This is a genomic window from Nesterenkonia sp. CL21, from assembly GCF_031705515.1.
Classification (GTDB): domain Bacteria; phylum Actinomycetota; class Actinomycetes; order Actinomycetales; family Micrococcaceae; genus Nesterenkonia; species Nesterenkonia aethiopica.
The window spans coordinates 821,888-845,260 of the sequence record NZ_JAUTWR010000001.1; the positions used below are offsets into that span (position 1 = coordinate 821,888).

Consider the following 23,373-nt stretch of genomic DNA (forward strand, 5'->3'; position numbering starts at 1 on the left):
TCGCCGGTGAGAGCAGAGCCGCTCAGCACAGAGACCCGCCGCGAGGCCCTCGAGGCGATGGCGGGGACCAGTCCCGAGGACCCCTTGGACGTCCTCGTCGTCGGCGGTGGAGTCGTCGGCGCCGCCGCAGCCTTCGACGCCGCCACGCGCGGACTCCGCGTCGGCCTGGTGGAGTCGCAGGACCTCGCCCAGGGCACCTCGTCCCGCTCCTCGAAGCTCGTCCATGGCGGGCTGCGCTATCTGCAGATGCTCGACTTCAAGCTGGTCTCTGAGGCTCTCCGGGAGCGCGACCTGCTGCTGAAGCACACCGCGCCGCATCTGGTGCGGGCCCTGCCGTTCGTCTTCCCGTTCGAGAAGCGCGTGCTGGACCGAGCGTTCATCGGCTCCGGGGTCTCCCTCTATGACGCGATGTCCATGCGTCCCGGGGAGAAGCGCCCGGTGCCGTTCCATCGGCATCTCTCCCGCGCGCGGCTGCGGCAGCGCTTCCCGGGCCTGGACCATGACAAGTTCATCGGCGCCCTGGAGTACTACGACGCCCAGGTCGACGACGCGCGACTGGTCATGACGCTGGCTCGCAGCGCCCACAGTCTCGGCGCCCTGGTGGCGACCCGTACGGAGGTCACCGAGTACCTGCGTGCGGGTGCGGCCGACACCGCAGACGCCGAGGCCGCCGCCGCCGAGGATGCTCCCGTCCAGGGAGTGGCCGTGCGAGACCGCGAGACCGGTGAGCGCCTCGAGATCCATGCGCGGGAGACGGTGCTGGCCGCCGGCGTCTGGACGGGTCGGCAGCAGGAGGCCGCCGAGGTCCCGTCGGGGCTGAAGGTGCTGGCCTCCAAGGGCATCCACATCACTGTGCCGAAGGACCGGATCTCCGCCGACGACCATGTCGGCGTCATCACCCAGACCGAGAAGTCCGTCCTGTTCATCATCCCCATGGGGCGCTACTGGTCCATCGGCACCACCGACACCGCGTGGCATGAAGACATCGACACCCCTGCGCCCACCGCGGAGGACATCGACTACGTGCTCGAGCACGCCAATGCAGTGCTGGAGTCCGACCTCAGCCGTGACGACGTCATCGGCACGTGGGCCGGCCTGCGTCCGCTGCTGCAGCCGGTGGAGACCGACGAGTCGAAGAGCTCCAAGGTCTCCCGCGAGCACACCGTCATGCGTCTGGCCCCCGGGCTCTCCGCCGTGGCGGGAGGCAAGCTGACGACCTACCGGGTCATGGCGGAGGACGTCATCACCTTCGCCCTCGGGGATCGGCAGGTCCACCGCGAGAGTCTGACCCATGCCATGCCGCTGCTCGGCGGGCAGGGATACAGCGAGTGGGAGGCCCGGGCGCCGGAGATCGGTCAGGCCCACGGCTGGTCGGACGAGACAGTGGATCGGCTGCTCAACCGATACGGCTCGCTGCTACCGGAGCTGCTGGCCCTGGTCGAGGAAGACCCTGCTCTCGGCGAGGAGGCGCCCGGCACCGGGGGGCATCTCCGGGTGGAGTTCCTCTATGCCGCCCGTGCCGAGGGCGCCCTCCACCTGGAGGACCTCCTCGAGCGGCGCACCCGGGTCTTCCACGAGGTCCCGGACCGCGGGCTGGGCGCCATGGACGCCGTGATCGAGATCGTCGCACCGGCCCTGGGCTGGGACGAGGCCGCTGTCGCGCGTGAGAAGCAGGCCTTCACACGGGTGGTCGAGGCGCACCGGGCCGCTGAACGCACCGCCAGCGACGCCGAGGCGGCCGCGCTGGTGGCGGAGGCCACGCCGGACTACCTCGCTCGGTGACCCTGATCTGACGTCGCCGCCCGGCAGGAGTCGGCGGCGACGTCCGGGTGTCTCGCCTGTCCCTGATCGGACGGGCAGAGGTCCACCCTGAATGAACTGTGAGATGCAGCACAGCCAAACGGCGAAATGTTCGTCCGCTCACAGGTATCATCATCCGCACCTCGTTCAATGATGAATGGCAATAGGAGAGGGACCAATGGAAACGATCTTCCTGTTTGAGATCATGGGCACCGCGATGCTCATCCTCATGGGTGCCGGCGTGGTCGCCAACGCGATCCTGGCCGGGACCAAGGGGCTGGGCGGCGGCTGGCTGCTCATCAACTTCGGCTGGGGCCTCGGCGTCTTCGCCGGTGTCTATGTGGCCTACGGGTCCGGAGCCCACATCAATCCGGCGGTGACCGTCGGCCTGATGACCTCCGGGGCTGAGGAGTTCGCCCCGGGCATCGCGGCCACCGTGCCGCACATGTTCGCCTACTTCGCGGCCCAGCTGATCGGTGCCTTCATCGGCGCGGTCCTGGCCTGGCTGGCCTACAAGAAGCACTTCGACGCCGAGACCGACGCAGGCAAAATCCTCGGCGTCTTCTCGACCGGACCGGAGAAGCGGGCCTACGGCTGGAACGTGGTCACCGAGGCCATCGGGACCTATGTGCTGGTCCTGCTGGTGCTGATGTTCGGCGAGACCCCCTCGGAGCTCGGCCCGCTGGCCGTGGCGCTGGTCGTCGTCGGCATCGGTGCCTCGATCGGTGGTCCCACCGGCTATGCGATCAACCCCGCCCGTGACCTCGGTCCCCGCATCGCCCACGCACTGCTGCCCATCGGCAACAAGGGGTCGAGCGACTGGGCCTACTCCTGGGTGCCCATCGTCGGCCCGATCCTGGGCGCGATCCTCGCCGGAACCACCGTCCAGGTCCTGCCGCTGCTCAGCTGAGCTCCGCACGAGGGGGCTGACGCGCCGCCCAGTCTCCAGGCAGACTGAAGACATCACGACCAGCAGTCCGACCAGCAGCCGCACAGCGCGGCACATTCCCCTGGGAAGGAACCAGACCCATGAACGACTACGTCCTCTCGATCGACCAAGGCACCACCTCCACGCGAGCCGTCGTCTTCGACCACGGCGGACAGATCGTCGGCAGCGGGCAGAAGGAGCACGAGCAGATCCTGCCCCGCGCCGGCTGGGTCGAGCACGACCCGCAGGAGATCTGGCGCAACACCCGCGAGGTCGTCGGCCTGGCTCTGGCCGACGCCAACATCAACCGGCACAGCCTCGCCGCCGTCGGCATCACGAATCAGCGGGAGACCACCGCCGTCTGGGACCGCCACACCGGCGAGCCGGTCCACAATGCCATCGTCTGGCAGGACACCCGCACCCAGGCGATCTGCGACGAGCTCGCAGGCGACGTCGGTCCAGAGCGCTACAAGGAGCGAGTGGGCCTTCCGCTGGCCACCTACTTCGCCGGCCCCAAGATCCGCTGGATCCTCGACAATGTCGAGGGGGCTCGGGAGCGTGCCGAGGCCGGCGACCTGATGTTCGGCACCATGGACTCCTGGCTGGTGTGGAACATGACCGGCGGCCCCAACGGCGGAGTGCACATCACTGACGTCACCAACGCCTCGCGCACGATGCTGATGAACATCGACACCTTGGACTGGAACGAGGAGATCTGCGCGGACATGGGGGTTCCGACCTCCATGCTTCCGGAGATCCGCTCCTCCTCCGAGGTCTACGGCCATGGCCACAAGCAGGGTCTGCTCATCGACACCCCGATCTCCGGCATCCTGGGTGACCAGCAGGCTGCCACTTTCGGTCAGGCATGCTTCGAGCCGGGCATGGGCAAGAACACCTACGGCACCGGAAACTTCATGCTGATGAACACCGGGGAGGAGGTCGTCCGCTCCGAGAACGGCCTGCTGACCACGGTGGCGTACAAGATCGGAGAGCAGAACACCATCTATGCCCTCGAGGGCGCCGTGGCCGTGACCGGATCCCTGGTCCAGTGGCTGCGCGACAACCTGGGCATCATCCGCAGCGCTCCGGAGTCGGAGGAGAAGGCCAAGAAGGTCGAGGACAACGGCGGGGCCTATATCGTCCCGGCCTTCTCCGGGCTGTTCGCCCCCTACTGGAAGTCGGATGCCCGCGGAGTGATCGTGGGTCTGACGCGGTACGTCAACCAGAACCACCTGTGCCGGGCCGCCCTGGAGTCGGTCGCCTACCAGAGCGCGGAGGTGGTGGAGTCCATGGACGAGGACGCCGGTCGCCCTCTCACCGAGCTGAAGGTCGACGGCGGCATGGTCGTCAACGAGACGCTGATGCAGTTCCAGGCAGACATCCTCGGCGTGGACGTGGTGCGCCCGCAGGTCATCGAGACCACGGCGCTCGGCGCCGCCTATGCGGCGGGGCTCGCGGTCGGCTTCTGGAAGGGCACCGAGGAGGTCACCGCGAACTGGGCGGAGGACAAGCGCTGGAGCCCGACCATGGACGCCGCCGAGCGCGAGCGGTCCCTGAGGCTGTGGAAGAAGGCCGTCGAGCGGTCCTTCGACTGGGTGGATGAGGACACGGCCTGAGGCGCACCCGGGCGCGGCCTGACCATCACGACGGCGGGGCTGATCTCTTCGAGGAGGTCAGCCCCGCCGTCGTGTGTCCCGACGTACGTGCGCGACGTGCTCCACGCTGTGCCGGATCGTCCCGGTCAGAGCTGCCTCGTCCTGCCGGGTCAGCAGGTCGCTCGGAACCATCCAGGAGCCGCCGACGGCGAGGACGGACGGCAGTCCCAGGTAGTCAGGGAGGCTCCGGGTCGTCACCCCTCCGGTGGGCATGAATCGCACCTGCGGGAACGGGGCGCTGAGTGCGCTGATGGCCTCAGGGCCGCCGGAGGTGGCGGCGGGGAAGAACTTGACCGTGGTCAGGCCCATCTCGAGGGCAGACTGCACCTCCGTGGCGGTGACGGCTCCGGGGATGACGGGCAGTCCGTGGGCGGCGGCGCGGTCCACCACGGCACGGGACAGTCCCGGGGAGACGATGAACTGCGCTCCGACCGTCGCGGCCCGGTCCACCTGCTCCGCAGTGACGATCGTGCCGGCTCCGACCAGCAGATCAGGCGTTCGGGTGAGCGCGGCCACCGAGGACTCAGCGGCCGCCGAGCGAAAGGTCACCTCGGCGACGGGAAGCCCGCCGGCGATCAGCGCGCGGCCCAGAGATGGCGCGTGGTCGGCGTCGTGGAGCGTGACCACGGGGACCACGCCGTGGTGGGCGATGGTGGCGAGCGCGTCGGTCATCGTCGACCTTTCCATCGGGCGTCAGAGTGGCCCGGTTCACTTTTCGAGTGAAATGATCATATCATTGGCGGCAGGCGGTGCCGCCTCGGGCGGCTCGCCTCCACCTTCAGCGTCGACCCAGGAGGCGAGACGGGATGCTCATCCTTGCCCTCGAAGCGAGCACGACCTCGGCGAAGACCATGCTCTTCGACACCGAGACCCAGGAGGTGACGGTCCGGACTCGCCGATTCGTCATCGGGGGAGAGGATGCGGCCGTCCGGGAGGCGGAAGGGATCTTCGTCCAGCTGATCCAGCTCGGTGCCGAAGCGGCCGCCGGGCGCTCGGTGGACATGGTGGCGCTGTCCGGAACCTGGCACGGCCTGACCGTCCGCGAGCCGGACCTGAGCCCCATCACCGGCGTGCAGGAATGGCCCTACACGGGAGCCCAGGATCTCTGTGCCGACCTCCGTGCGGACCAGGAGTTCACGCGATGGTTCTATGAGCGGACCGGCTGCATGGTCAATGCGATCTACCCGGCCTTCAAGCTCATGCTCCTGGCCCGCCAGGGCATGGACCTGACCGGCGGTGTGGTCATGGACCAGAACAGCTACACCTTCGCCCGACTGACCGGTCGCCGCTGGACCTCCTACTCCCAGGCCTCCGGCACGGGACTGCTGAGCACCTCCTCCGATGACTGGGACCACGAGGTGATCCGTCGACTCGGCCTCGACGGCATCGAACTTCCGGAGCTCCATGACGGTGTCGACACCGCGCCGCTGACCGCTCAGGCGGCGAGCATGCTCGGTGTGGCGGCCGGGACCCCGGTGGTCGTGCCTGCCCCGGACGGGGGCCTCAACCAGGTGGGGGAGGATGCCACCGAGCCTGGGCGGATGACCTTCTCCATGGGGACCTCGGGAGCCCTGCGGTTCGCCGTCGGCGGCCCCTCGCTGTCACCGCGGATGAGCACCTGGGCCTATCGCTCGCCCACCGGCTGGCTCTCCGGCGCAGCCGCCTCCGGATGCACCAACTGCGTGGACTGGGCCAAAGGCCAGCTCTTCGGCGGCGCGATGACCTTCGACCAGCTGGAGCCGATGCTCAGCGCCCGGGAGAGGGATCTGCCGCTGTTCATGCCGTTCCTGTTCGGTGAACGCTGCCCCGGCTGGCAGGACCAACGGCGCGGGGGCTTCCTCGAGCTGCATCCCCGGCACAGTCGCGCAGACATGTATCAGTCCGTCCTGCACGGCGTGACGTTCTCTCTGCTCCACTGCTACCGGGAGCTGACGGCGCTCAACGGCGAGCCGGAGCGGATCATCCTCTCCGGCGGCGTGCTCTCCTCGCCGTTCTGGACCCAGCTGACCGCCGATGTCTTCGGCGTGGAGATGGAGATCTCGGCGCTGCAGCACAGCTCCACGGTGGGCGCGGTGAAGATGGGACTGCGCGCGGCCGGCGTGGAGAGCGCGCAGCCTGCACTCACAGAGGCCCGCAGGAGCACGATCACCCCTGATCTGGCCCGGACGCGTCGATACGCCGCTGAGTTCGCCAGGTACCTGGAGGGCTACGCCCGCACCAGCCCGGCTGAAGACGTCTCGGGAGGTGCCGCATGAAGGTCCTGGTCACCCCGACGTCCTTGAGCCGCACGCCGGAGGACCCGGCGCTGCGCCGGATCCGAGAGGCAGGGGCCGACGTCGTGCTCAACCCCCACGGGCGGCCGCTGAGCGAAGCTGAGCTCATCGCCCTGATCGCCGATGTCGATGGGGTCGTGGCCGGGCTGGACGACTACACAGCTCGTGTCATCGCAGCGGCCCCCCGTCTGACGGTGATCTCCCGCTACGGCGTGGGCACCGACCGGGTGGACCTGGAGGCGGCGCGGGCGGCCGGCGTCGTCGTGACGAACGCCCCAGGGGCCAACTCCCAGTCGGTGGCCGAGCTGACGGTCGGCCTGATGTTCGCGGTGGCACGCCGCATCCCGCGTCTCGACGCCGCCGTCGCCGCGGGGGACTGGCCCCGGGCCGACGGTGTGGAGCTCGGCGGGCGTCGGCTGGGCGTCATCGGACTCGGTGAGATCGGGCGGCAGGTGGCTCGTGCCGGCGCCGGACTGGGCATGGAGGTCCATGGCTGCGACCCCGCCCTGGACGATGACCGCATCCGTGAGCTTGGGATCGTCCCCGGCTCCGTCGACGAGGTGTGCCGGCGGGCCGATGTGCTCAGCCTGCATGTGCCACTGACACCGAGGACCCGCCATCTGGTCGACGCACGCCGCCTGGACCTGCTGCCGGACGGCGCCATCGTGGTCAACACGGCCCGCGGAGGACTCCTGGACGAGCAGGCCGCGCATGCGGCGCTGGAGGAGGGGCGGCTCCATGGGGTGGCAGTCGATGCCTATGAGACCGAGCCGCCGCGGAGCTCTCCGCTGATCGGTCATCCCCGGGTCGTGGCCACTCCGCACACCGGGGCCCACACTGCTGAGGCCGTGCACCGGATGGCGCAGGCCGCCGTGGGCAATCTGCTGGACGTCCTGCAGGGCCGGGACTGCCGCCACCGCGTGGTCTGAGCGGCAGGTCTCACAGGTGACCGACCGGCGGCAGAGGCTCAGGGCAGGACCCGCACCTCGGCGAGGATGGTCTCGACGTAGGCGCGCACGTGATGTTCCGCAGCGTCCGGATCGCCGCGCACGATGGCTCCGGCGGCCTCGACGTGGTTGTGCAGCGCCTCGTGGACGGGATGGGCAGGGGTCAGGCCGGCGTCCTGACGGCCGGTCAGGACCTCGGCGATGGGCTCCTTGATGGCGGTGAGCATGAGATTGCCGCAGGCGTCCAGCAGGCAGTCGTGGAAGGCGATGTCGGCGGCGAGGTATTCGGGGCTGTCGCCCCGGCCGGCGGCTCCGAGCCGGTCGAGCTCGGCGGCGAGCCTGCCGATCTCGGCGCGCTGGTCCTCCGTGGCGCGCAGGGCGGCCAACCGTGCCGCGGCCGGCTCCACGGCCAGGCGCAGCTCGGTCAGCGCGACGATCTGCTGCGCCCGCGCCGCGCTGCGCAGCCTCCAGCGGATGAGATCGGGGTCCAGGACGCTCCAGCTGCTCATCGGCGCGACGGTGACCCCGATGCGGCGTTTGGAGGCCACCATGCCCTTGGCCTCCAGCACCCGGACCGCCTCGCGGATCACCGTCCGCGACACCCCGTACTCGGACTCGAGCCCTGCGAGAGTCAGCACGGTGCCCGGGGCGAGCTCGCCGCCGGCGATGCGGCGTCCGAGGTGGTCGAGGACGGAGTCGTGTGATGCCACGGGGCCTGCCTTCTGGGGGTGAGGTCCTGCTGCGGATGCTGGTGGGGGATGCTGGTAGGAGGGGCGGATCACCACCACACTAGGACACCACGATGGGGCCGTGACGGCTGACACGCATAGGTATGACTAGTGGTTGCGAAAAGTGTGATCTATATGGCAGTCTCGGCTCTGTTCACGGCGTGTGAGGCAGGACACGGTCCTCCCCGCCGCGTCGTCCCGCAGATCAATGGAGATACACATGGACAACTGGACGCAGACCCTGGGCACCGGTCCGCTGCTGGCCATCGCCGTCGGCGCCGTCGCGCTCATCCTGCTGCTCATCATCCGCTTCAAGGTCCACGCCTTCATCACCCTGGTGGTCGTCTCGGCGCTGACCGCGATCGTCGCCGGCGTGCCGATGGCCGCCATCTCGGAGACGCTCATGGACGGCTTCGGCTCGACCCTCGCGTCGGTGGCGATCCTCGTGGCGCTGGGAGCCATGCTGGGTCGGCTGGTGGAGCACTCCGGAGGGGCGAAGGCCCTGGCGGATCGGATGGTGACCACATTCGGGGAGAGCAGGGCGCCGCTCGCGCTGGGAATCGCCTCCCTGATCCTGGGATTCCCGATGTTCTTCGACGCCGGCCTGGTGATGATGCTGCCGATCGTCTTCGCCGTCGCCCGACGGGTCTCCGGCAACAGGTCGGTCCTGCTCTTCGGCATCCCCACCGCCGCCGCTTTCTCCGTGATGCACGTCTTCCTGCCGCCGCATCCCGGCCCCGTCTCGGCCACCGAGTTCTATGAGGCCAACCTCGGACTCGTCCTGCTGGTGGGGCTCATCATCGCGTATCCGCTGTGGTACCTGGCAGGAGCCGTGTGGGGCCGTCTGGTGGGGGAGCGCATCATGGTGCCCGTGCCGAGCCTCTTCGGCGACGTCGACGACGACCAGCCGCACAACCCGCCGCGGGTCGCGACCGTCATCGGCCTGCTGCTGCTGCCGATGTTCCTGATCTTCCTCAACACCGGCCTGAGCAGCCTGGCCTCGGTCGGCGTGGTCAGCGACGAGGACCTGTGGGTCCAGACGCTGACGTTCCTCGGCACCTCGGCCATGGCCCTGCTGATCACCGTGATCGTCGCCACCGTCGTGCTGGGCCATCGCCGCGGTGAACAGGGCTCGGCACTGGAGAAGCTGCTGGACTCGGCCCTCGGCCCGGTCTGCTCCGTCATCCTGATCACCGGTGCCGGCGGCATGTTCGGCGGGGTGCTCCGAGCCTCGGGCATCGGGGATGCTCTGGCGGACTCGCTCAGCGGCATCGGGCTGCCCGTCATCGTCGCCGCCTACCTCATCGCGGTGGCGCTGCGTCTCGCCCAGGGATCGGCCACCGTCGCCCTGGTGACGGCGGCCGGCCTCGCTGCCCCGGCCGTGCTCACCGGCGACTTCAATGCGCTTCAGGTCGCCTGCATCGTGCTCGCCACGGCTGCAGGCTCCGTCTTCGCAGGACACGTCAACGACTCGGGCTTCTGGCTGGTCGGTCGCCTGATGGGCATGGACGTGAAGACCACCCTGAAGACCTGGACCGTGCAGCAGGCGCTGCAGTCCGTCCTCGGCTTCCTGCTCGTGGGCATCGTCTACCTGGCCGCCAGTGCCGTCTGAGAAGGGGGATCATGACTGATCAGCACATGCAGCGACCTGCGGAGTCCGCAGGCGATGACCCGGGGTCGACCGTGCCCACCGGCCCTTCGGCCCTATTCGACGTCGCGGACCGGCTGGCGCTGGTGACCGGGTCCTCCCGAGGGCTGGGTCGGGCCTTGGCGCTGACTCTCGCCGACGCCGGGGCCCGCGTGGTGGTGCACGGCCGGGACGCTGAGGCCCTCGAAGCCGTGCGGGCTGAGGCCTCGAGTCGATCCGGTCGCGAGGCGGTGTCGGTCCGCTTCGACGTGACCGACGTCGCGGCCGTGCGGGCCGGGCTGGAGGAGCTCATCGCGGTCCACGGCGTCCCCGACATCCTGGTCAACAACGCCGGCCTGCAGCGCCGCGCGCCGTTCGAGACCTTCGATCCGGAGGACTGGGACGCGCTGGTCGCCTCGAATCTGGACAGCGTCTTCTACGTCTCGCGGCACGTGGTGCCCGGGATGGTCGCCCGCGGGTCGGGCAAGATCGTCAACATCGCCTCGGTCCAGTCGATGCTGGCGCGGGAGACGATCGCTCCGTACTCCGCCACCAAAGGAGCCGTGGCACAGCTGTCCAAGGGCATGGCCGCCGACCTGGCGCGCCATGGGATCCAGGTGAATGCGATCTCGCCGGGCTACTTCGCCACGGAGATGAATCGGGCGCTGGTGGAGGACGAGGCGTTCAGCTCCTGGCTGGTGGCCCGCACGCCGGCCCGACGCTGGGGCTCCTTCGAGGAGCTCTCCGGTGCGCTGCTCTTCCTGACCTCTGAGGCCTCGAGCTTCGTGTCCGGGCAGAACCTGTTCGTCGACGGCGGCATGACGGCGGTGGTCTGATGGACAGGCCCAGCGAACGGGATCCCTGGACGACGGGGGAGGCGGGGTCGCGTGAGGTGCGTGCGCTGTTCATCGACGGCGCCGAGCAGGCGCAGGTGCGTCGGACCGTGGTGCCGCCGCCGTCCCCGGGCCAGGTGCGCATCGCCGTCCACCACGTGGGGGTCTGCGGATCCGACCTGCACTACTTCCAGCAGGGGGCCAACGGCGCCTTCGAGCTGCGGGAACCGTTGATCCCGGGGCATGAGCTCTCCGGAGAGGTGGAGCACGACCCGTCCGGGGGCTGGGCGCCAGGAACGCCGGTGACGGTGCATCCTGCGCGGTTCGGGACGCGGGACCCCCGGATCGCCGAGGCGCCCCATCTGTGGCCGGACGGATCGTATCTGGGCAGCGCGTCGACCTGGCCTCATACTCAGGGGGCGCTCACCGAGCTGCTCCTGGTGGACCGGGAGATGGTGCGACCGCTCCCGCGGGAGCTCCCGGTGCGCCGGGCCGTGCTCGCGGAGCCGCTCGGAGTGGCCCTGCATGCCCTCGCCCAGGCGCGGACGGTGGGTGCCGCGGTGCAGGGGGCACGGGTGCTGGTCGCCGGCGCCGGGCCCATTGGTCTGCTGGCGGTCGCAGCGCTCCGCGACGCCGGGGCCGCTGAGGTCACGGTGGCCGATGTTCTGGCGGAGCCGTTGGAAAGGGCGCGCGGCCAGGGCGCCGACGGCGCGGTGGACGTCTCGCGGGAGGAACTCCCTGCCAGCGCGTACGACCTGGTGCTGGAGTGCTCCGGTGCCGCGGCGTCGATCTCGGCGGTGCTGAAAGCAGTGCGTCCTGCGGGCGTCGTGGTGCAGGTGGGAATGGTGCCGGCTGAACCGCGACCGGTGGATCTGGCGCCGTTCATCGCCAAGGAGGTCCGCTACGTGGGCACCTTTCGGTTCCATGAGGAGATCGACGCCGCCGTGGAGATGCTGGCCAGACGCCCGGAGATCGAGTCGGTCATCACCCATGAGCTCGACCCAGGGGATCCGGCGGTGCTGTTCGCCGCCGCCGGGGACGCCCAGGCGTCTGGGAAGGTGATCACCGCCCGGTGGTGCTGAGCGGAGGCATGTGCCACTGATTCCGCCCGCCCGACCCTGCCTCGGACCGGCCGCAGCACAAGATGTTGCGGCCGGTTCTGCGTCTGCGGGGCATATCTTCCGTCCCAGCGGGTCGACACGCCGCGACACGCGGTGAGAAAAATCATCCTTCCCGTGGAGGGGCCGATCTCCACAGCTGTGGACCACCGGGGTGCGTCACGCAGGGATCCGCATGAATCCGCGGATCCGTCGGTCCACAGGGGCTGTGCACTCGCCGGTGGACGAACTACACTGGTGTGAGTACAGCATCTAGTGGTGACTACCGTGCCCCGACCCAAGATGTAGTATTGAGGCATTGCTTCCACAGGAACACCCGACGACGACGCCCGCCCCTCGCAGAGGGCGGGAGAGAAGGGGAGGACCATGTCCGTCACCGTCTACACCAAGCCCGCATGCGTCCAGTGCAACGCCACCTACCGCGCCCTGGACAAGAACGGTGTCGCCTACACCTCCGTCGACATCTCGCAGGACCCGGAGGCGCTGGAGCGCGTCCGCGCCATGGGCTACATGCAGGCCCCTGTCGTCATCACCGAGGACGACCACTGGTCGGGCTTCCGGCCGGACAAGATCTCCGGTCTCGCCGCGCGCGCCGAGGCCACCTCGGTCGCCTGATCTCTGACACCGCGAGCGGGGTGGAGAGAGTCTCCCCGCGCATGGACACCCGGCAGGAATCAGTGCGGAGCAGCACCTGAGAACCATCGAGGAGCAGCAGCCATGACCGCAGCAGCCGTGGAGGCGGCCGGCCCCGCCGGCCCCGCCGGCGCCGCGGGCGCCCCTGCGGACGGCGGCCCCGGCAGGACGACGGCGGCATCCCTGATCTATTTCTCCTCGGTCTCGAACAACACCCATCGTTTCGTGGAGAAGCTGGGTCTGCCGGCCGAGCAGGTCGCCAGACTCCCGCTCCACACCCGAGAGGAGACTCTGCAGGCCACGGAGCCCTTCGTCCTGGTCCTCCCCACCTATGGGGCGGACGGCGGACGGGGCTCGGTGCCCAAGCAGGTCATCAAGTTCCTCAACGTGGAGTCCAACCGGAGACTCCTGCGTGGAGTCATCGGCGCAGGCAACACGAATTTCCACGAGAGCTACTGCATCGCCGGGGACATCGTCGCCGCCAAATGCGGTGTCCCTCATCTGTACAGGTTCGAACTGATGGGCACTGAGGACGACGTGTCCACCGTCCACCAGGGATTGGAAGAGTTTTGGAAACAGCAGTCACGCCGCTGAAGGACCGTGAATCGCACGCCGGTGCCGCCGGAGAGCAGCTCGCCAAGGAGCTGCCGCCGCAGTGGCAGGGGCTGAGCTACCACGAGCTCAATGCCATGCTCAACCTCTACGGCTCGGACGGGAAGATCCAGTTCGAGGCCGATCAGTTCGCCGCGCGGCAGTACTTCCTCGACCACGTGAACACCAACACCGTGTTCTTCCACGACCTGGACGAGAAGCTGAAGTACCTCGTCGAGAAGGACTACTACGAGGTCGAGACCCTCGAACAGTACAGCCGGGAGTTCATCAACCGGCTCTGGGAGACCGCCTATGCCCGAAAGTTCCGCTTCCCGACGTTCCTGGGCGCCTTCAAGTTCTACACCTCCTATGCCCTGAAGACCTTCGACGGCAAGCGGTACCTCGAGCGCTTCGAGGACCGGGTCTGCATGGTGGCCCTGCATCTGGCACGCGGCGACGAGCAGCTGGCGATGGACATCATGGAGGAGATCGTCTCCGGGCGTTTCCAGCCGGCGACGCCGACCTTCCTCAACGCGGGCAAGAAGCAGCGCGGCGAGCTCGTCTCCTGCTTCCTGCTGCGCATCGAGGACAACATGGAGTCGATCGCCCGCGGCATCAATTCGGCGCTGCAGCTGTCCAAGCGCGGCGGCGGGGTCGCCCTGTCGCTGACCAACATCCGCGAGCACGGCGCTCCGATCAAGCAGATCGAGAACCAGTCCTCCGGCGTCATCCCGGTGATGAAGCTGCTCGAAGACTCCTTCTCCTACGCGAATCAGCTGGGCGCCCGCCAGGGAGCCGGTGCCGTGTACCTCAACGCGCACCATCCTGACATCCACCGATTCCTGGACACCAAGCGGGAGAATGCGGACGAGAAGATCCGCATCAAGACTCTTTCGCTCGGCGTCGTCGTCCCGGACATCACCTTCGAGCTCGCCAAGCGCAACGAGGACATGTACCTGTTCTCCCCGTACGACGTCGAGCGGGTCTACGGCAAGCCCTTCAGTGAGATCTCGGTGACCGAGAAGTACTACGAGATGGTCGACGACGCGCGGATCCGCAAGACGAAGATCAACGCTCGGGAGTTCTTCACCACCCTGGCGGAGATCCAGTTCGAGTCCGGGTACCCGTACGTCATGTTCGAGGACACGGTGAACCGGGCCAACCCGATCAAGGGCCGGATCACCATGTCCAACCTGTGCTCCGAGATCCTGCAGGTCTCCGAGCCCAGCGAGTACAACCCGGACCTCGGCTACGCCACGGTGGGCAAGGACATCTCCTGCAACCTCGGCTCGCTGAACATCGCCAAGACGATGGACTCCCCGGACTTCGGGCAGACCATCGAGACGGCGATCCGTTCGCTGACCGCGGTCTCGGACATGTCCTACATCGACTCGGTCCCCTCGATCGCGGACGGCAACCGCCGCTCGCACGCCATCGGCCTGGGCCAGATGAACCTGCACGGCTATCTCGCCCGGGAGCGGGTCTTCTACGGATCCGACGAGGGCCTCGACTTCACGAACATCTACTTCTACACGGTGCTGTTCCACGCACTGCGTGCCTCCAACCGGCTGGCCATGGAGAAGGGTGAGGTGTTCGACGGCTTCGAGGACTCGACGTACGCCTCCGGCGAGTTCTTCGACAAGTACACCGAGCAGGTCTGGGAGCCGCAGACCGAGAAGGTCCGCGAGCTGTTCAGCCACGTGCACATCCCCACGCAGGCCGACTGGCGCGAGCTGAAGGCCTCCGTGATGGAGCACGGCATCTACAACCAGAACCTGCAGGCCGTGCCGCCGACGGGCTCGATCTCCTACATCAACAACTCGACCTCATCGATCCACCCGGTGGCCTCGAAGATCGAGATCCGCAAGGAGGGCAAGATCGGGCGCGTCTACTACCCGGCGCCCTTCCTGACCAACGACAATCTGGAGTACTACCAGGACGCCTACGAGATCGGATATGAGAAGATCATCGACACGTATGCGGCCGCCACGCAGCACGTGGACCAGGGCCTGTCGCTGACGCTGTTCTTCAAGGACACCGCCACCACCCGCGACATCAACAAGGCCCAGATCTACGCGTGGAAGAAGGGCATCAAGACGCTGTACTACATCCGTCTGCGTCAGCTCGCGCTCGAGGGCACCGAGGTCGAGGGCTGCGTGTCCTGCATGCTGTGAGGTTCGGCGGCGGGCCCACCGCGGAGCCCGCCCCGGACGCCCGACACCGCGCCGATCGACACTGACGGAGAGACGAGGGCTGGGCCGAACGGACCCGCCCGGACGAGAAGAGAGACCTCACCCGAGATGACCACATCAGCATCTGCGACGACCTCCTCGACGCTGCTCGACCACGTCGAGGCCATCAACTGGAACCGCATGCCGGACGAGAAGGACGGCGAGGTCTGGAACCGTCTGGTCAACAACTTCTGGCTGCCGGAGAAGGTGCCCCTGTCCAACGACGTCCAGTCCTGGGCGACGCTCACCCCGGAGGAGCAGACCCTGACCATGCGGGTCTTCACCGGCCTGACCCTGCTGGACACCATCCAGGGCACGGTGGGCGCGGTCGCGCTCATCCCGCATGCGCTGACCCAGCATGAGGAGGCGGTGTACACGAACATCGCCTTCATGGAGTCGGTGCACGCGAAGTCCTACTCCTCGATCTTCTCCACCCTGTGCTCCACCAAGGAGATCGACGACGCCTTCCGCTGGTCCCGGGAGAACCCGAACCTGCAGCGCAAGGCTCAGATCGTCATGGACTACTACCACGGGAACGACGGGCTGAAGAAGCGGGTGGCCTCCACGATCCTGGAGTCCTTCCTCTTCTACTCCGGCTTCTACCTGCCCATGCACTGGTCCGCCCACGCGAAGCTGACCAACACCGCCGATGTCATCCGTCTGATCATCCGTGATGAGGCGGTGCACGGCTATTACATCGGCTACAAGTACCAGCGCGCGCTGGAGGCCGAGACTCCGGAGCGGCGTCAGGAGCTGAAGGACTACACCTTCGATCTGCTGTTCGAGCTCTACGAGAACGAGGTGCAGTACACCCACGATCTCTACGACGGCGTCGGGCTGAGCGAGGACGTGAAGAAGTTCCTGCACTACAACGCCAACAAGGCGCTGATGAACCTCGGCTACGAGGCGATGTTCCCCAAGGACGTCACCGACGTGAACCCGGCGATCCTCTCCGCGCTGAGCCCCAACGCCGATGAGAATCACGACTTCTTCTCCGGCTCCGGTTCCTCCTACGTCATCGGCAAGGCCGTGGAGACCGAGGACGAGGACTGGGACTTCTGACGTGACCGTGCAGTCCGGGGGCTCGCAGCAGACGAAGGATGAGACGATAGAGCTCGCTGACGGAGACTTCTTCTATGAGTCTCTCGGCGAGGGCCGGTTCCGCTCCACGATCCATGCCCAGGGGGCGTGGAACCCGCATGAGCAGCACATGGCTCCCGCCACGGGGCTCCTCACGCATGCGCTGGAGAGCTTCCATCCCCGTGACGATCTGCGGCTGGCGCGCCTGAGCCTGGACATCCACGGCATCATCCACGCGGGCGAGATCGAGGTGGTCACCCGGATGATCCGTCCGGGGCGCACCATCGAGCTCGTCGAGGCGGAGATGATCGCTCAGGGGCGCACCGCGGTGGTGGCGCGAGGCTGGCGACTGAAGACCTCGGACACCGCCGAGGTCGCGGCGAGCGAAGACGAGGCCGTGCCGGGGCCCGATCTGATGGAGCCCTGGGAGGGCATGCAGGTCTGGCCCGGCGGCTACATCCGCTCCCTCGAGATCCGTGTGGGGGAGGAACATCGCCCCGGTCGCGGCCTCACCTGGCTGCGCAACCCCTATGAGATGGTCTCCGGCGCGGAGACGTCGTCGCTGGTGCGCCTGCTCGGGATGGTGGACACCGCCAACGGCGTGGCGCCGCGGGTGCCTCCGGGGCCCGAGTCCTGGATGTTCCCCAACGTCGACCTGCAGATCCACCTGCATCGGACTCCGGTGGGACAGTGGCTGGGCGTGCAGACCCGGCAGACCTTCGGTGCCGACGGTGTCGGCCTGACCTCGTCGGTGCTGCACGACGTTGCGGGCCCGTTCGGCCGTGCCGAACAGATCCTCACCGTCCGACCGCTGTGAGGAGCTCCCGACGCCGGACGCGTCCGTCCCAAGAGCTGCAGCTGCATCGACTGGCGGAGTCCCAGGGTGCTGGGGCCGACCTGGCCGGGGCGATCTCGCTGCTCCAGCGCACGCGATCCGGCGGCACCGCCCCGATGCTGCGGATCTATCGCCCTCGCCCGACGGTGGCCTTCGGCCAGCGGGACCAGCGGCTGCCGGGCTTCGACGCCGCCTCCGAGGCGTGTCGGCGACTCGGATTCGAGCCTCTCGTGCGGCGGGCCGGCGGGCGGGCCGCCGCCTATCATCCGGGCTGCCTCGTGGTGGACCACATCGAACCCGACGACGATCCGATCGTGGAGTCCCAGGACCGCTTCGCCGCCTTCGGCGAGCTCCTCACCGCCGCGCTGACCGCCTGCGGGCTGGAGGCGCGCCTGGGGGAGATCCCGGGGGAGTACTGCGCCGGACGGGAGTCCGTGCACGCGGTGGGCCGGGGAGACTCCGGTCCGTGGGCGGCGGATCGGCGCGTCAAGGTCATCGGCACCGCCCAGCGCGTCATCGCCACCGGCTGGCTGTTCTCCTCAGTGATCGTGGTCGAAGGAGGTGCGGAGGTCCGCCGCGTGCTGGGGGAGGTCTACGCGCATCTGGGCATCCCCTGGGATCCTCTGACGGCGGGATCCGCAGACGAACTCCTGCCCGGCCTGACGGTGGACGCCGTGGAAGAGGCGGTGCTGGACGCCTATCGGAGACATTGGACGCTCCTCGAGGAGGAGAAGACGACGCCGGACCTCGGCTGAGTCCGCGGCGCACTCGCCCGGGGAGTCCGGTGAGCCCGGGGAGTCCGGTGAGCGCGGGAGTCCGGCCTCAGAGGCTGAGCGCCTGGGGCAGCTCGAGCACGATGCTCACGGCCACCAGCAGATAGAGCAGCACCATGACCACCCACCACCAGTCGGCGGTCAGGCGGCGCAGGGCCTCAGAGGCCGGGATGACGCCGGCGAGGATGTTGCGGGCGGTCACCGCCACCGTCAGAGGGATCACCGCCACCCAGACGATCATGCAGTACGGGCACAGCGCACCGATGGCGTAGACGGCCTGCGACCACAGCCAGACGCAGAAGCCGAAGGCGAAGAGGACACCGGCCTGGAGACCGGACCAGTACCAGTGCGGGGGCCGGAGCCCGGCCCACAGCGTGATGCCGATCGCGATCACCACGGGGAAGCCCACCACGCCGATGAAGATGTTCGGGAAGCCGAAGGTCGCGGCCTGCCAGGAGTTCATGACCTCCCCGCAGGAGACCCATGGATTGATGTCGCAGGCGGTGGAGTGCTCGGCGTCCTGCCACAGCTGGATCCGCTCGTAGAGGAGCAGGAAGCTCGCCACCGCCCCGACGAGTCCGGTGATCACCAGCCACAGGCCCACCGCAGGACGGCTGAACGGGCCGCGCGCCTGAAGGGTGCGGCCGCCGTCGGGGGCCTCCACGGTCGCGGTCTTCTCCACTGCCATGTCCAGCATTGTACGGGCCGAGGCTGAACCGTGAGTCCTCCGGCCCAGGGCATCAGCCTGCCGGGGGACCGAGTGCGGGTGTGCGATACTGAGAATCACCGACGCCCGGACCACACCCGGGGGTCGGACGAGCTTGACTGCTCCGACAGCTGCATATCCGCACCACATGCATGGGCCAGGCGACGCCGGCACCCGTCGTGGACGAGGGACGCCCCCGAGTCTGCACGGATCCGACGAGACGATGGACGACACAGCGCAAGATGCCGCCGCCGACGCCCCAGGAGCCCTCGCGGGCCCCAATACTGCACGCGGGCGGAAGCAGCACGGAGTGAGTGTTCGCGGACAGGCCGTGAAGAGCGCACAGCGAAGGACGCTGTCAGCGCCCGGCATGGTCCGCGAGGCTGCGAGACAGGTTTTTGCAGACATCAAGGATGTGCCCCGGTCGCACCCGCTGTGAGAGAGCGGGAGGGCGTGACCGGAGGAATGACCGTACAAGCAGCCGGCGCGAGGGTGGGTGTGGCAGCCTCGGCGTCGGCATGGAGCAACAGAACAATGTCGCACACAGACACGCCGAACGACGCGGCGTCGACACAGGACACCGTCGGCGCGGACATCTTCAACCCGTTCAGCCCCCCTCCGGCGGACGCGTCGGCAGAGGCCACGAGCGCAGCCCAGCCGGACACCGACACGCCCGAGCCCGCCACGGACAGCGGCACGGACTCCGGCACCGGCGGCGACACGCCGGCCCGCGGGAGTGCCGAGGACGCTCCCGCTCAGGAGGCCGCCGGCCTGGCGTCCGATGCCGCGACCGAGGAGGACGAGGGGTCGGACCAGGACGCGCAGGCTGCCGAGGAGGCCCCGGCGGCCGACCCCGTCATGGTCCTGTTCCAGGCCCCCGACCTCTCCGTGGTGGAGAAGGCGCGGCGTTCCCGTCCTTCTCGGGAGGACGCGGCAGCCGCCGACGCGGAGTCCGATGACGACGCTCGGGACCGGGACGCTTGGGAGGACCAGGACGACCGAGGGGACGACGGGGCAGACTCCCGCGATGACTCAGTCGGCGAGTCCTCGGGCGGATCTGGCGCCGATGACGACGGCTCCGGCGGACAGCGGCGGTCACGGCGCAAGCGCCGCCGCGGTGGTCGGGGTCGCAGCCGACAGTCCTCGGAGAACTCCGAGACGCCCGAATCATCGGCCAGCTCCGAGGCGTCGCCGTCCGGTGACTCCGGATCCTCCGCTCAGAGCGGGGCCGGAGATGGTGAGAACGGTGAGGAGCCCCGCGACGCCGAGGGCGAGGTGGTCCGCAAGCGTCGGCGCCGTCGCCGTGGTTCGGTGGACATGGAGGTCGCCGGCGGCGAGGGTGACGACCCGGAGCACACGGTGACGCGCGTCCGCGCGCCCCGCGAGGTCTCGGAGTCCTCAGCCCCGACGAAGGTCGCCAGCCTCAAGGGCTCGACGCGCCTGGAGGCCAAGCGTCAGCGTCGTCGTGCTTCCCGGGAGACCGGACGTCGGCGTCAGGTCATCACCGAAGCGGAGTTCCTGGCTCGCCGCGAGTCGGTGGACCGGAAGATGATCGTCCGGCAGAAGGGCGACCGGATCCAGATCGGCGTCCTCGAGGACGGAGTGCTCGCCGAACACTACGTGTCGAACACCCAGCAGGACTCCCTCATCGGGAACGTGTACCTGGGCAAGGTCCAGAACGTGCTGCCCTCCATGGAGGCGGCCTTCGTGGACATCGGCAGGGGCCGCAATGCGGTGCTGTACGCCGGTGAGGTCGACTGGGACGCCGCCAACTTGGACGGCGCCCCCCGGAAGATCGAGAACGCGCTGAAGTCGGGCGACTCGGTCCTGGTCCAGGTGACCAAGGATCCCGTCGGCCACAAGGGGGCACGGCTGACCAGCCAGGTCTCGCTGCCCGGACGGTACCTGGTGTTCGTGCCGGGCGGCTCGATGACGGGCATCTCACGCAAGCTGCCGGACACCGAGCGGTCCCGTCTGAAGAAGATCCTCAAGGAGCAGATGCCGGACAACGCCGGCGTCATCGTGCGGACCGCCGCCGAGGGCGCCTCCGAGGAGGAGCTCACCCATGACATCAACCGGCTCCGTGCCCTGTGGGAGACCATCCAGGCTCAGAAGGCGGACCGGAAGGTCCTCGCCCCGGAGCTGCTCTACAGCGAGCCGGACCTGACCATCAAGGTCGTCCGCGACGTCTTCAACGAGGACTTCTCCTCCATGGAGATCCAGGGTGAGGAGACCTGGGACAGCGTCGAGGCCTACGTGACATACGTGGCGCCCCACCTGCTGGACCGGCTGCACCGCTGGGACCCTGAGGAGCAGAAGGCCGACGACATCTTCGCCCACCACCGCATCGACGAGCAGCTGGCCAAGGCGCTGGACCGCAAGGTCAACCTTCCCTCCGGCGGCTCCCTGGTCTTCGACCGGACCGAGGCGATGACTGTGGTCGACGTCAACACCGGCAAGTTCACCGGCTCCGGCGGGAACCTCGAAGAGACGGTCACCCGGAACAATCTGGAGGCCGCCGAGGAGCTGGTGCGGCAGCTGCGTCTTCGGGACATCGGGGGCATCATCGTCGTCGACTTCATCGACATGGTCCTGGAGTCCAATCGGGACCTGGTGCTGCGGCGGCTGGTGGAGTGTCTGGGGCGGGACCGGACGAAGCACCAGGTGGCCGAGGTGACGTCCCTGGGTCTGGTCCAGATGACGCGCAAGCGCATGGGGACCGGCCTGCTGGAGGTCTTCTCGGAGCCCTGTGAGCACTGCGCGGGTCGCGGGCTGATCACCCATGGGGAGCCGGTCGGCCATGTGCCCTCCTACACCTCCCAGGGGGAGGCACGCTCCGGCAAGGGCCCGAAGAAGCGTCGCAAGAAGGGCGGGAAGGCCTCCTCCGGGGCCGACCAGCAGACCTCCGGCGAGCCGAGCGCCCAGGAGCGCGAGAAGCAGGAGAAGGCTCGTCAGGCGCTGGCCCAGGTCGCCGCGGCGACGACAGGACATACCGAGGACTCCTCGGACGAGACGTCCGGCGGCTCCGGTTCCGGCGGGGGCCAGGACACGTCCGGGCAGACGCGGGAGGACTCCGGCGAGCAGCAGGGCTCGGGCCGGCGACGTCGCGGGCGCAAGCCCCGCCGCGCCACCGGCGGCGGCAGCCTCGCGGCCGCCGGGCAGGATCAGGCCGCACACGGCCACGGCGGGCAGGACGACCAGAAGCCGCAGGAGGTCGCCGGCGGCGGAGAAACCCCGGTGCTGACGATCGGCGGCGAGCCGGTCCCGGTGCCTCGAGGGGGCGAGGAGATCGCGGCCCCGTCGTCCGACGAGCGTGCCGCCACGGTCTCGCTGGATTCGCTGGACGAGGCCCTGGCCTCCCGGTCCGAGGCGTCCTCGGCAGACGAGGGTCCCTCGCGGCGCACTGCCGACTCAGAGGCCTCCGGCCGCCCTCGGGGGCGCCGGCGTCGCCGAGCCGCAGGCTCCGCTCAGGGTGCCGCCGGTGAGGTGCAGGAGGTCTCGGCCGAGGTCACCGGGCCGAGTCGGACGTTCAGCAGCACCGAAGCGGGGTCCGCTGACTCCGCGGATGCGCAGGCCGGCTCGGGATCCCGGGGCGGGCCGGCCGGTTCAGGAGCCGGTGAGCCGGTGATGCTCGGCGTGGGTGTCAGCGCGGAGGAGATCAGCCAGACCTCCTCCGACGGCGGCTCGGAGTCGGAGACCGAGAACGGTGACGCGCCCTCGACATGATCGGCGTGTCGGAGGGGCCGCTCAGTTGCTGCTGGGCGGTTCTTCCCGTAAAGTAGATCCCTGGTGTCATCGGCACCAGCACGTCTTCTGTGCTCGGAGATGAACGAGTAGACCGCCAGTCAGACGATCCGCATTCCTGAGATGCTCAGGCGTGATGCGAATCCCGCCTGACCGTGGTCGAGTCCTCGTGTCCGACCAGATCAGGAATTTGTCCATATTTGTCATCGAGAGAAGTGAGTCCCAAGTGGTGTACGCGATTGTCCGCGCTGGCGGCCGCCAGGAGAAGGTTTCCGTCGGAGACCTCGTGACCCTTGACCGCGTCCCCGCCGAGGCAGGCAGCACCATTGAGCTGCCGGCAGTGATGCTGGTGGACGGGGACAAGGTCACCACCGCAGCCGACGACCTCGCCAAGGTCACGGTCACTGCCGAGGTTCTGGAGAACGTCCGCGGCAAGAAGGTGGTCATTCACAAGTTCAAGAACAAGACCGGCTATCACAAGCGCCAGGGTCACCGTTCTGAGCTGACCCGCGTGAAGGTCACCTCCATCGCCTGAGCGGCGAGACGACGCACGCTCATCCCGTTCCACACAACCATCCAGCTGAGAGGCAGGCAGACCTATGGCACACAAGAAGGGTGCGAGCTCGACTCGCAACGGCCGTGACTCGAACGCACAGCGCCTCGGCGTGAAGCGTTTCGGCGGCCAGACCGTCAACGCCGGTGAGATCCTGGTGCGCCAGCGCGGCACCAAGTTCCACCCCGGCACCAACGTCGGGCGCGGCGGGGACGACACCCTGTTCGCCCTGGCCGACGGCGCCGTGGAGTTCGGCAGCCGCCGCGGCCGCAAGGTCGTCAACATCGTCCCAGCCGCACAGTGAGTGCGGCGCCGGGC

The 23,373-nt window shown here is 68.5% G+C and carries 20 protein-coding genes; 17 read left to right on the top strand and 3 right to left on the bottom strand.

Features of this window, described 5'->3' with window-relative positions:
- Positions 1-57: 57 nt before the first annotated feature.
- From Q7C18_RS03685 to glpK, 3 genes are all read left to right on the top strand, one after another.
- A complete protein-coding gene (locus Q7C18_RS03685; RefSeq protein WP_396954337.1) occupies positions 58-1,782 on the top strand; it encodes a glycerol-3-phosphate dehydrogenase/oxidase in 1,725 nt (574 codons plus the stop codon).
- 196 nt (positions 1,783-1,978) lie between these two features.
- The gene (locus Q7C18_RS03690; protein ID WP_070160942.1) at positions 1,979-2,710 is read left to right on the top strand and encodes an MIP/aquaporin family protein; all 732 of its coding nucleotides are present in this window, start codon (positions 1,979-1,981) and stop codon (positions 2,708-2,710) included.
- Between the two features lie 119 nt (positions 2,711-2,829).
- Positions 2,830-4,344 carry a glycerol kinase GlpK gene (gene glpK, locus Q7C18_RS03695; protein ID WP_311024244.1) on the top strand — a complete coding sequence of 505 codons (1,515 nt, stop codon included), beginning with the start codon at positions 2,830-2,832 and terminating at the stop codon, positions 4,342-4,344.
- Between the two features lie 57 nt (positions 4,345-4,401).
- Here glpK and eda read toward each other — a convergent pair whose 3' ends face one another.
- A complete protein-coding gene (gene eda, locus Q7C18_RS03700; RefSeq protein ID WP_070160946.1) occupies positions 4,402-5,055 on the bottom strand; it encodes a bifunctional 4-hydroxy-2-oxoglutarate aldolase/2-dehydro-3-deoxy-phosphogluconate aldolase in 654 nt (217 codons plus the stop codon).
- Positions 5,056-5,189: 134 nt separating this feature from the next.
- Here eda and Q7C18_RS03705 point away from each other — a divergent pair, with 134 nt between their 5' ends.
- Both Q7C18_RS03705 and Q7C18_RS03710 read left to right on the top strand, forming a co-directional pair.
- Positions 5,190-6,638, top strand: coding sequence for an FGGY-family carbohydrate kinase (locus Q7C18_RS03705; RefSeq protein ID WP_311024245.1), 1,449 nt, complete (start codon positions 5,190-5,192; stop codon positions 6,636-6,638).
- Positions 6,635-7,585, top strand: a complete 951-nt coding sequence (locus Q7C18_RS03710; protein WP_311024246.1) for a phosphoglycerate dehydrogenase — start codon at positions 6,635-6,637, stop codon at positions 7,583-7,585. Before Q7C18_RS03705 ends, Q7C18_RS03710 begins: the two co-directional genes overlap by 4 nt.
- Positions 7,586-7,623: 38 nt before the next feature.
- Here the strand turns inward: Q7C18_RS03710 and Q7C18_RS03715 are convergent, their stop codons facing one another.
- A complete protein-coding gene (locus tag Q7C18_RS03715) occupies positions 7,624-8,313 on the bottom strand; it encodes an FCD domain-containing protein (RefSeq protein WP_311024247.1) in 690 nt (229 codons plus the stop codon).
- Positions 8,314-8,551: 238 nt separating this feature from the next.
- On the opposite strand from Q7C18_RS03715, the gene Q7C18_RS03720 reads away from it, so the two are divergent.
- The 9 genes from Q7C18_RS03720 to Q7C18_RS03760 all read left to right on the top strand — a co-directional run bounded on the left by Q7C18_RS03720 (position 8,552) and on the right by Q7C18_RS03760 (position 18,034).
- Positions 8,552-9,943 carry a GntP family permease gene (locus Q7C18_RS03720; protein WP_311024248.1) on the top strand — a complete coding sequence of 464 codons (1,392 nt, stop codon included), beginning with the start codon at positions 8,552-8,554 and terminating at the stop codon, positions 9,941-9,943.
- Positions 9,944-9,969: 26 nt separating this feature from the next.
- Complete coding sequence (locus Q7C18_RS03725; RefSeq protein WP_311024443.1) at positions 9,970-10,794, top strand: glucose 1-dehydrogenase; 825 nt, start codon at positions 9,970-9,972, stop codon at positions 10,792-10,794.
- Positions 10,794-11,873 carry a zinc-binding dehydrogenase gene (locus tag Q7C18_RS03730; protein ID WP_311024249.1) on the top strand — a complete coding sequence of 360 codons (1,080 nt, stop codon included), beginning with the start codon at positions 10,794-10,796 and terminating at the stop codon, positions 11,871-11,873. The genes Q7C18_RS03725 and Q7C18_RS03730 overlap by 1 nt, the downstream gene beginning before the upstream one ends.
- Before the next feature lie 402 nt (positions 11,874-12,275).
- Positions 12,276-12,524: a glutaredoxin-like protein NrdH gene (gene nrdH, locus Q7C18_RS03735; protein WP_070162619.1), complete on the top strand. Its 249-nt coding sequence runs from the start codon at positions 12,276-12,278 to the stop codon at positions 12,522-12,524.
- 102 nt (positions 12,525-12,626) lie between these two features.
- The gene (gene nrdI, locus Q7C18_RS03740; RefSeq protein ID WP_311024250.1) at positions 12,627-13,136 is read left to right on the top strand and encodes a class Ib ribonucleoside-diphosphate reductase assembly flavoprotein NrdI; all 510 of its coding nucleotides are present in this window, start codon (positions 12,627-12,629) and stop codon (positions 13,134-13,136) included.
- 50 nt (positions 13,137-13,186) lie between these two features.
- On the top strand, positions 13,187-15,307 hold the full coding sequence (gene nrdE, locus Q7C18_RS03745) for a class 1b ribonucleoside-diphosphate reductase subunit alpha (protein ID WP_396954338.1): 2,121 nt from the start codon (positions 13,187-13,189) through the stop codon (positions 15,305-15,307).
- A 126-nt stretch (positions 15,308-15,433) separates the two neighbouring features.
- Positions 15,434-16,426 (top strand): class 1b ribonucleoside-diphosphate reductase subunit beta, encoded by a 993-nt coding sequence (nrdF, locus tag Q7C18_RS03750; protein ID WP_311024251.1) that lies wholly within the window; start codon positions 15,434-15,436, stop codon positions 16,424-16,426.
- Between the two features lies 1 nt (position 16,427).
- Positions 16,428-17,261 (top strand): thioesterase family protein, encoded by an 834-nt coding sequence (locus Q7C18_RS03755; RefSeq protein ID WP_311024252.1) that lies wholly within the window; start codon positions 16,428-16,430, stop codon positions 17,259-17,261.
- Positions 17,258-18,034 carry a biotin/lipoate A/B protein ligase family protein gene (locus tag Q7C18_RS03760; protein ID WP_396954326.1) on the top strand — a complete coding sequence of 259 codons (777 nt, stop codon included), beginning with the start codon at positions 17,258-17,260 and terminating at the stop codon, positions 18,032-18,034. Before Q7C18_RS03755 ends, Q7C18_RS03760 begins: the two co-directional genes overlap by 4 nt.
- A 67-nt stretch (positions 18,035-18,101) precedes the next feature.
- On the opposite strand, the gene Q7C18_RS03765 is transcribed toward Q7C18_RS03760, so the two are convergent.
- On the bottom strand, positions 18,102-18,740 hold the full coding sequence (locus tag Q7C18_RS03765; RefSeq protein WP_311024253.1) for a vitamin K epoxide reductase family protein: 639 nt from the start codon (positions 18,738-18,740) through the stop codon (positions 18,102-18,104).
- A 552-nt stretch (positions 18,741-19,292) separates the two neighbouring features.
- On the opposite strand from Q7C18_RS03765, the gene Q7C18_RS03770 reads away from it, so the two are divergent.
- The 3 genes from Q7C18_RS03770 (at position 19,293) to rpmA (ending at position 23,359) form a co-directional block, all read left to right on the top strand.
- Complete coding sequence (locus tag Q7C18_RS03770; RefSeq protein WP_311024254.1) at positions 19,293-22,484, top strand: Rne/Rng family ribonuclease; 3,192 nt, start codon at positions 19,293-19,295, stop codon at positions 22,482-22,484.
- A 244-nt stretch (positions 22,485-22,728) separates the two neighbouring features.
- Positions 22,729-23,037: a 50S ribosomal protein L21 gene (gene rplU, locus Q7C18_RS03775; RefSeq protein WP_070158809.1), complete on the top strand. Its 309-nt coding sequence runs from the start codon at positions 22,729-22,731 to the stop codon at positions 23,035-23,037.
- Between the two features lie 64 nt (positions 23,038-23,101).
- A complete protein-coding gene (gene rpmA / locus Q7C18_RS03780; RefSeq protein WP_070158810.1) occupies positions 23,102-23,359 on the top strand; it encodes a 50S ribosomal protein L27 in 258 nt (85 codons plus the stop codon).
- Positions 23,360-23,373 lie beyond the last annotated feature (14 nt).

Excerpts from the sequence above, each read along its gene's own strand:
- Q7C18_RS03685 (WP_396954337.1), top strand. The coding sequence starts at position 58 with ATGGCGGGGACCAGTCCCGAGGACCCCTTGGACGTCCTCGTCGTCGGC.
- Q7C18_RS03690 (WP_070160942.1), top strand. The coding sequence starts at position 1,979 with ATGGAAACGATCTTCCTGTTTGAGATCATGGGCACCGCGATGCTCATC.
- glpK (WP_311024244.1), top strand. The coding sequence starts at position 2,830 with ATGAACGACTACGTCCTCTCGATCGACCAAGGCACCACCTCCACGCGA.
- eda (WP_070160946.1), bottom strand. The coding sequence starts at position 5,055 with ATGACCGACGCGCTCGCCACCATCGCCCACCACGGCGTGGTCCCCGTG.
- Q7C18_RS03705 (WP_311024245.1), top strand. The coding sequence starts at position 5,190 with ATGCTCATCCTTGCCCTCGAAGCGAGCACGACCTCGGCGAAGACCATG.
- Q7C18_RS03710 (WP_311024246.1), top strand. The coding sequence starts at position 6,635 with ATGAAGGTCCTGGTCACCCCGACGTCCTTGAGCCGCACGCCGGAGGAC.
- Q7C18_RS03720 (WP_311024248.1), top strand. The coding sequence starts at position 8,552 with ATGGACAACTGGACGCAGACCCTGGGCACCGGTCCGCTGCTGGCCATC.
- Q7C18_RS03725 (WP_311024443.1), top strand. The coding sequence starts at position 9,970 with ATGCAGCGACCTGCGGAGTCCGCAGGCGATGACCCGGGGTCGACCGTG.
- Q7C18_RS03730 (WP_311024249.1), top strand. The coding sequence starts at position 10,794 with ATGGACAGGCCCAGCGAACGGGATCCCTGGACGACGGGGGAGGCGGGG.
- nrdH (WP_070162619.1), top strand. The coding sequence starts at position 12,276 with ATGTCCGTCACCGTCTACACCAAGCCCGCATGCGTCCAGTGCAACGCC.
- nrdI (WP_311024250.1), top strand. The coding sequence starts at position 12,627 with ATGACCGCAGCAGCCGTGGAGGCGGCCGGCCCCGCCGGCCCCGCCGGC.
- nrdF (WP_311024251.1), top strand. The coding sequence starts at position 15,434 with ATGACCACATCAGCATCTGCGACGACCTCCTCGACGCTGCTCGACCAC.
- Q7C18_RS03765 (WP_311024253.1), bottom strand. The coding sequence starts at position 18,740 with ATGGCAGTGGAGAAGACCGCGACCGTGGAGGCCCCCGACGGCGGCCGC.
- Q7C18_RS03770 (WP_311024254.1), top strand. The coding sequence starts at position 19,293 with ATGTCGCACACAGACACGCCGAACGACGCGGCGTCGACACAGGACACC.
- rpmA (WP_070158810.1), top strand. The coding sequence starts at position 23,102 with ATGGCACACAAGAAGGGTGCGAGCTCGACTCGCAACGGCCGTGACTCG.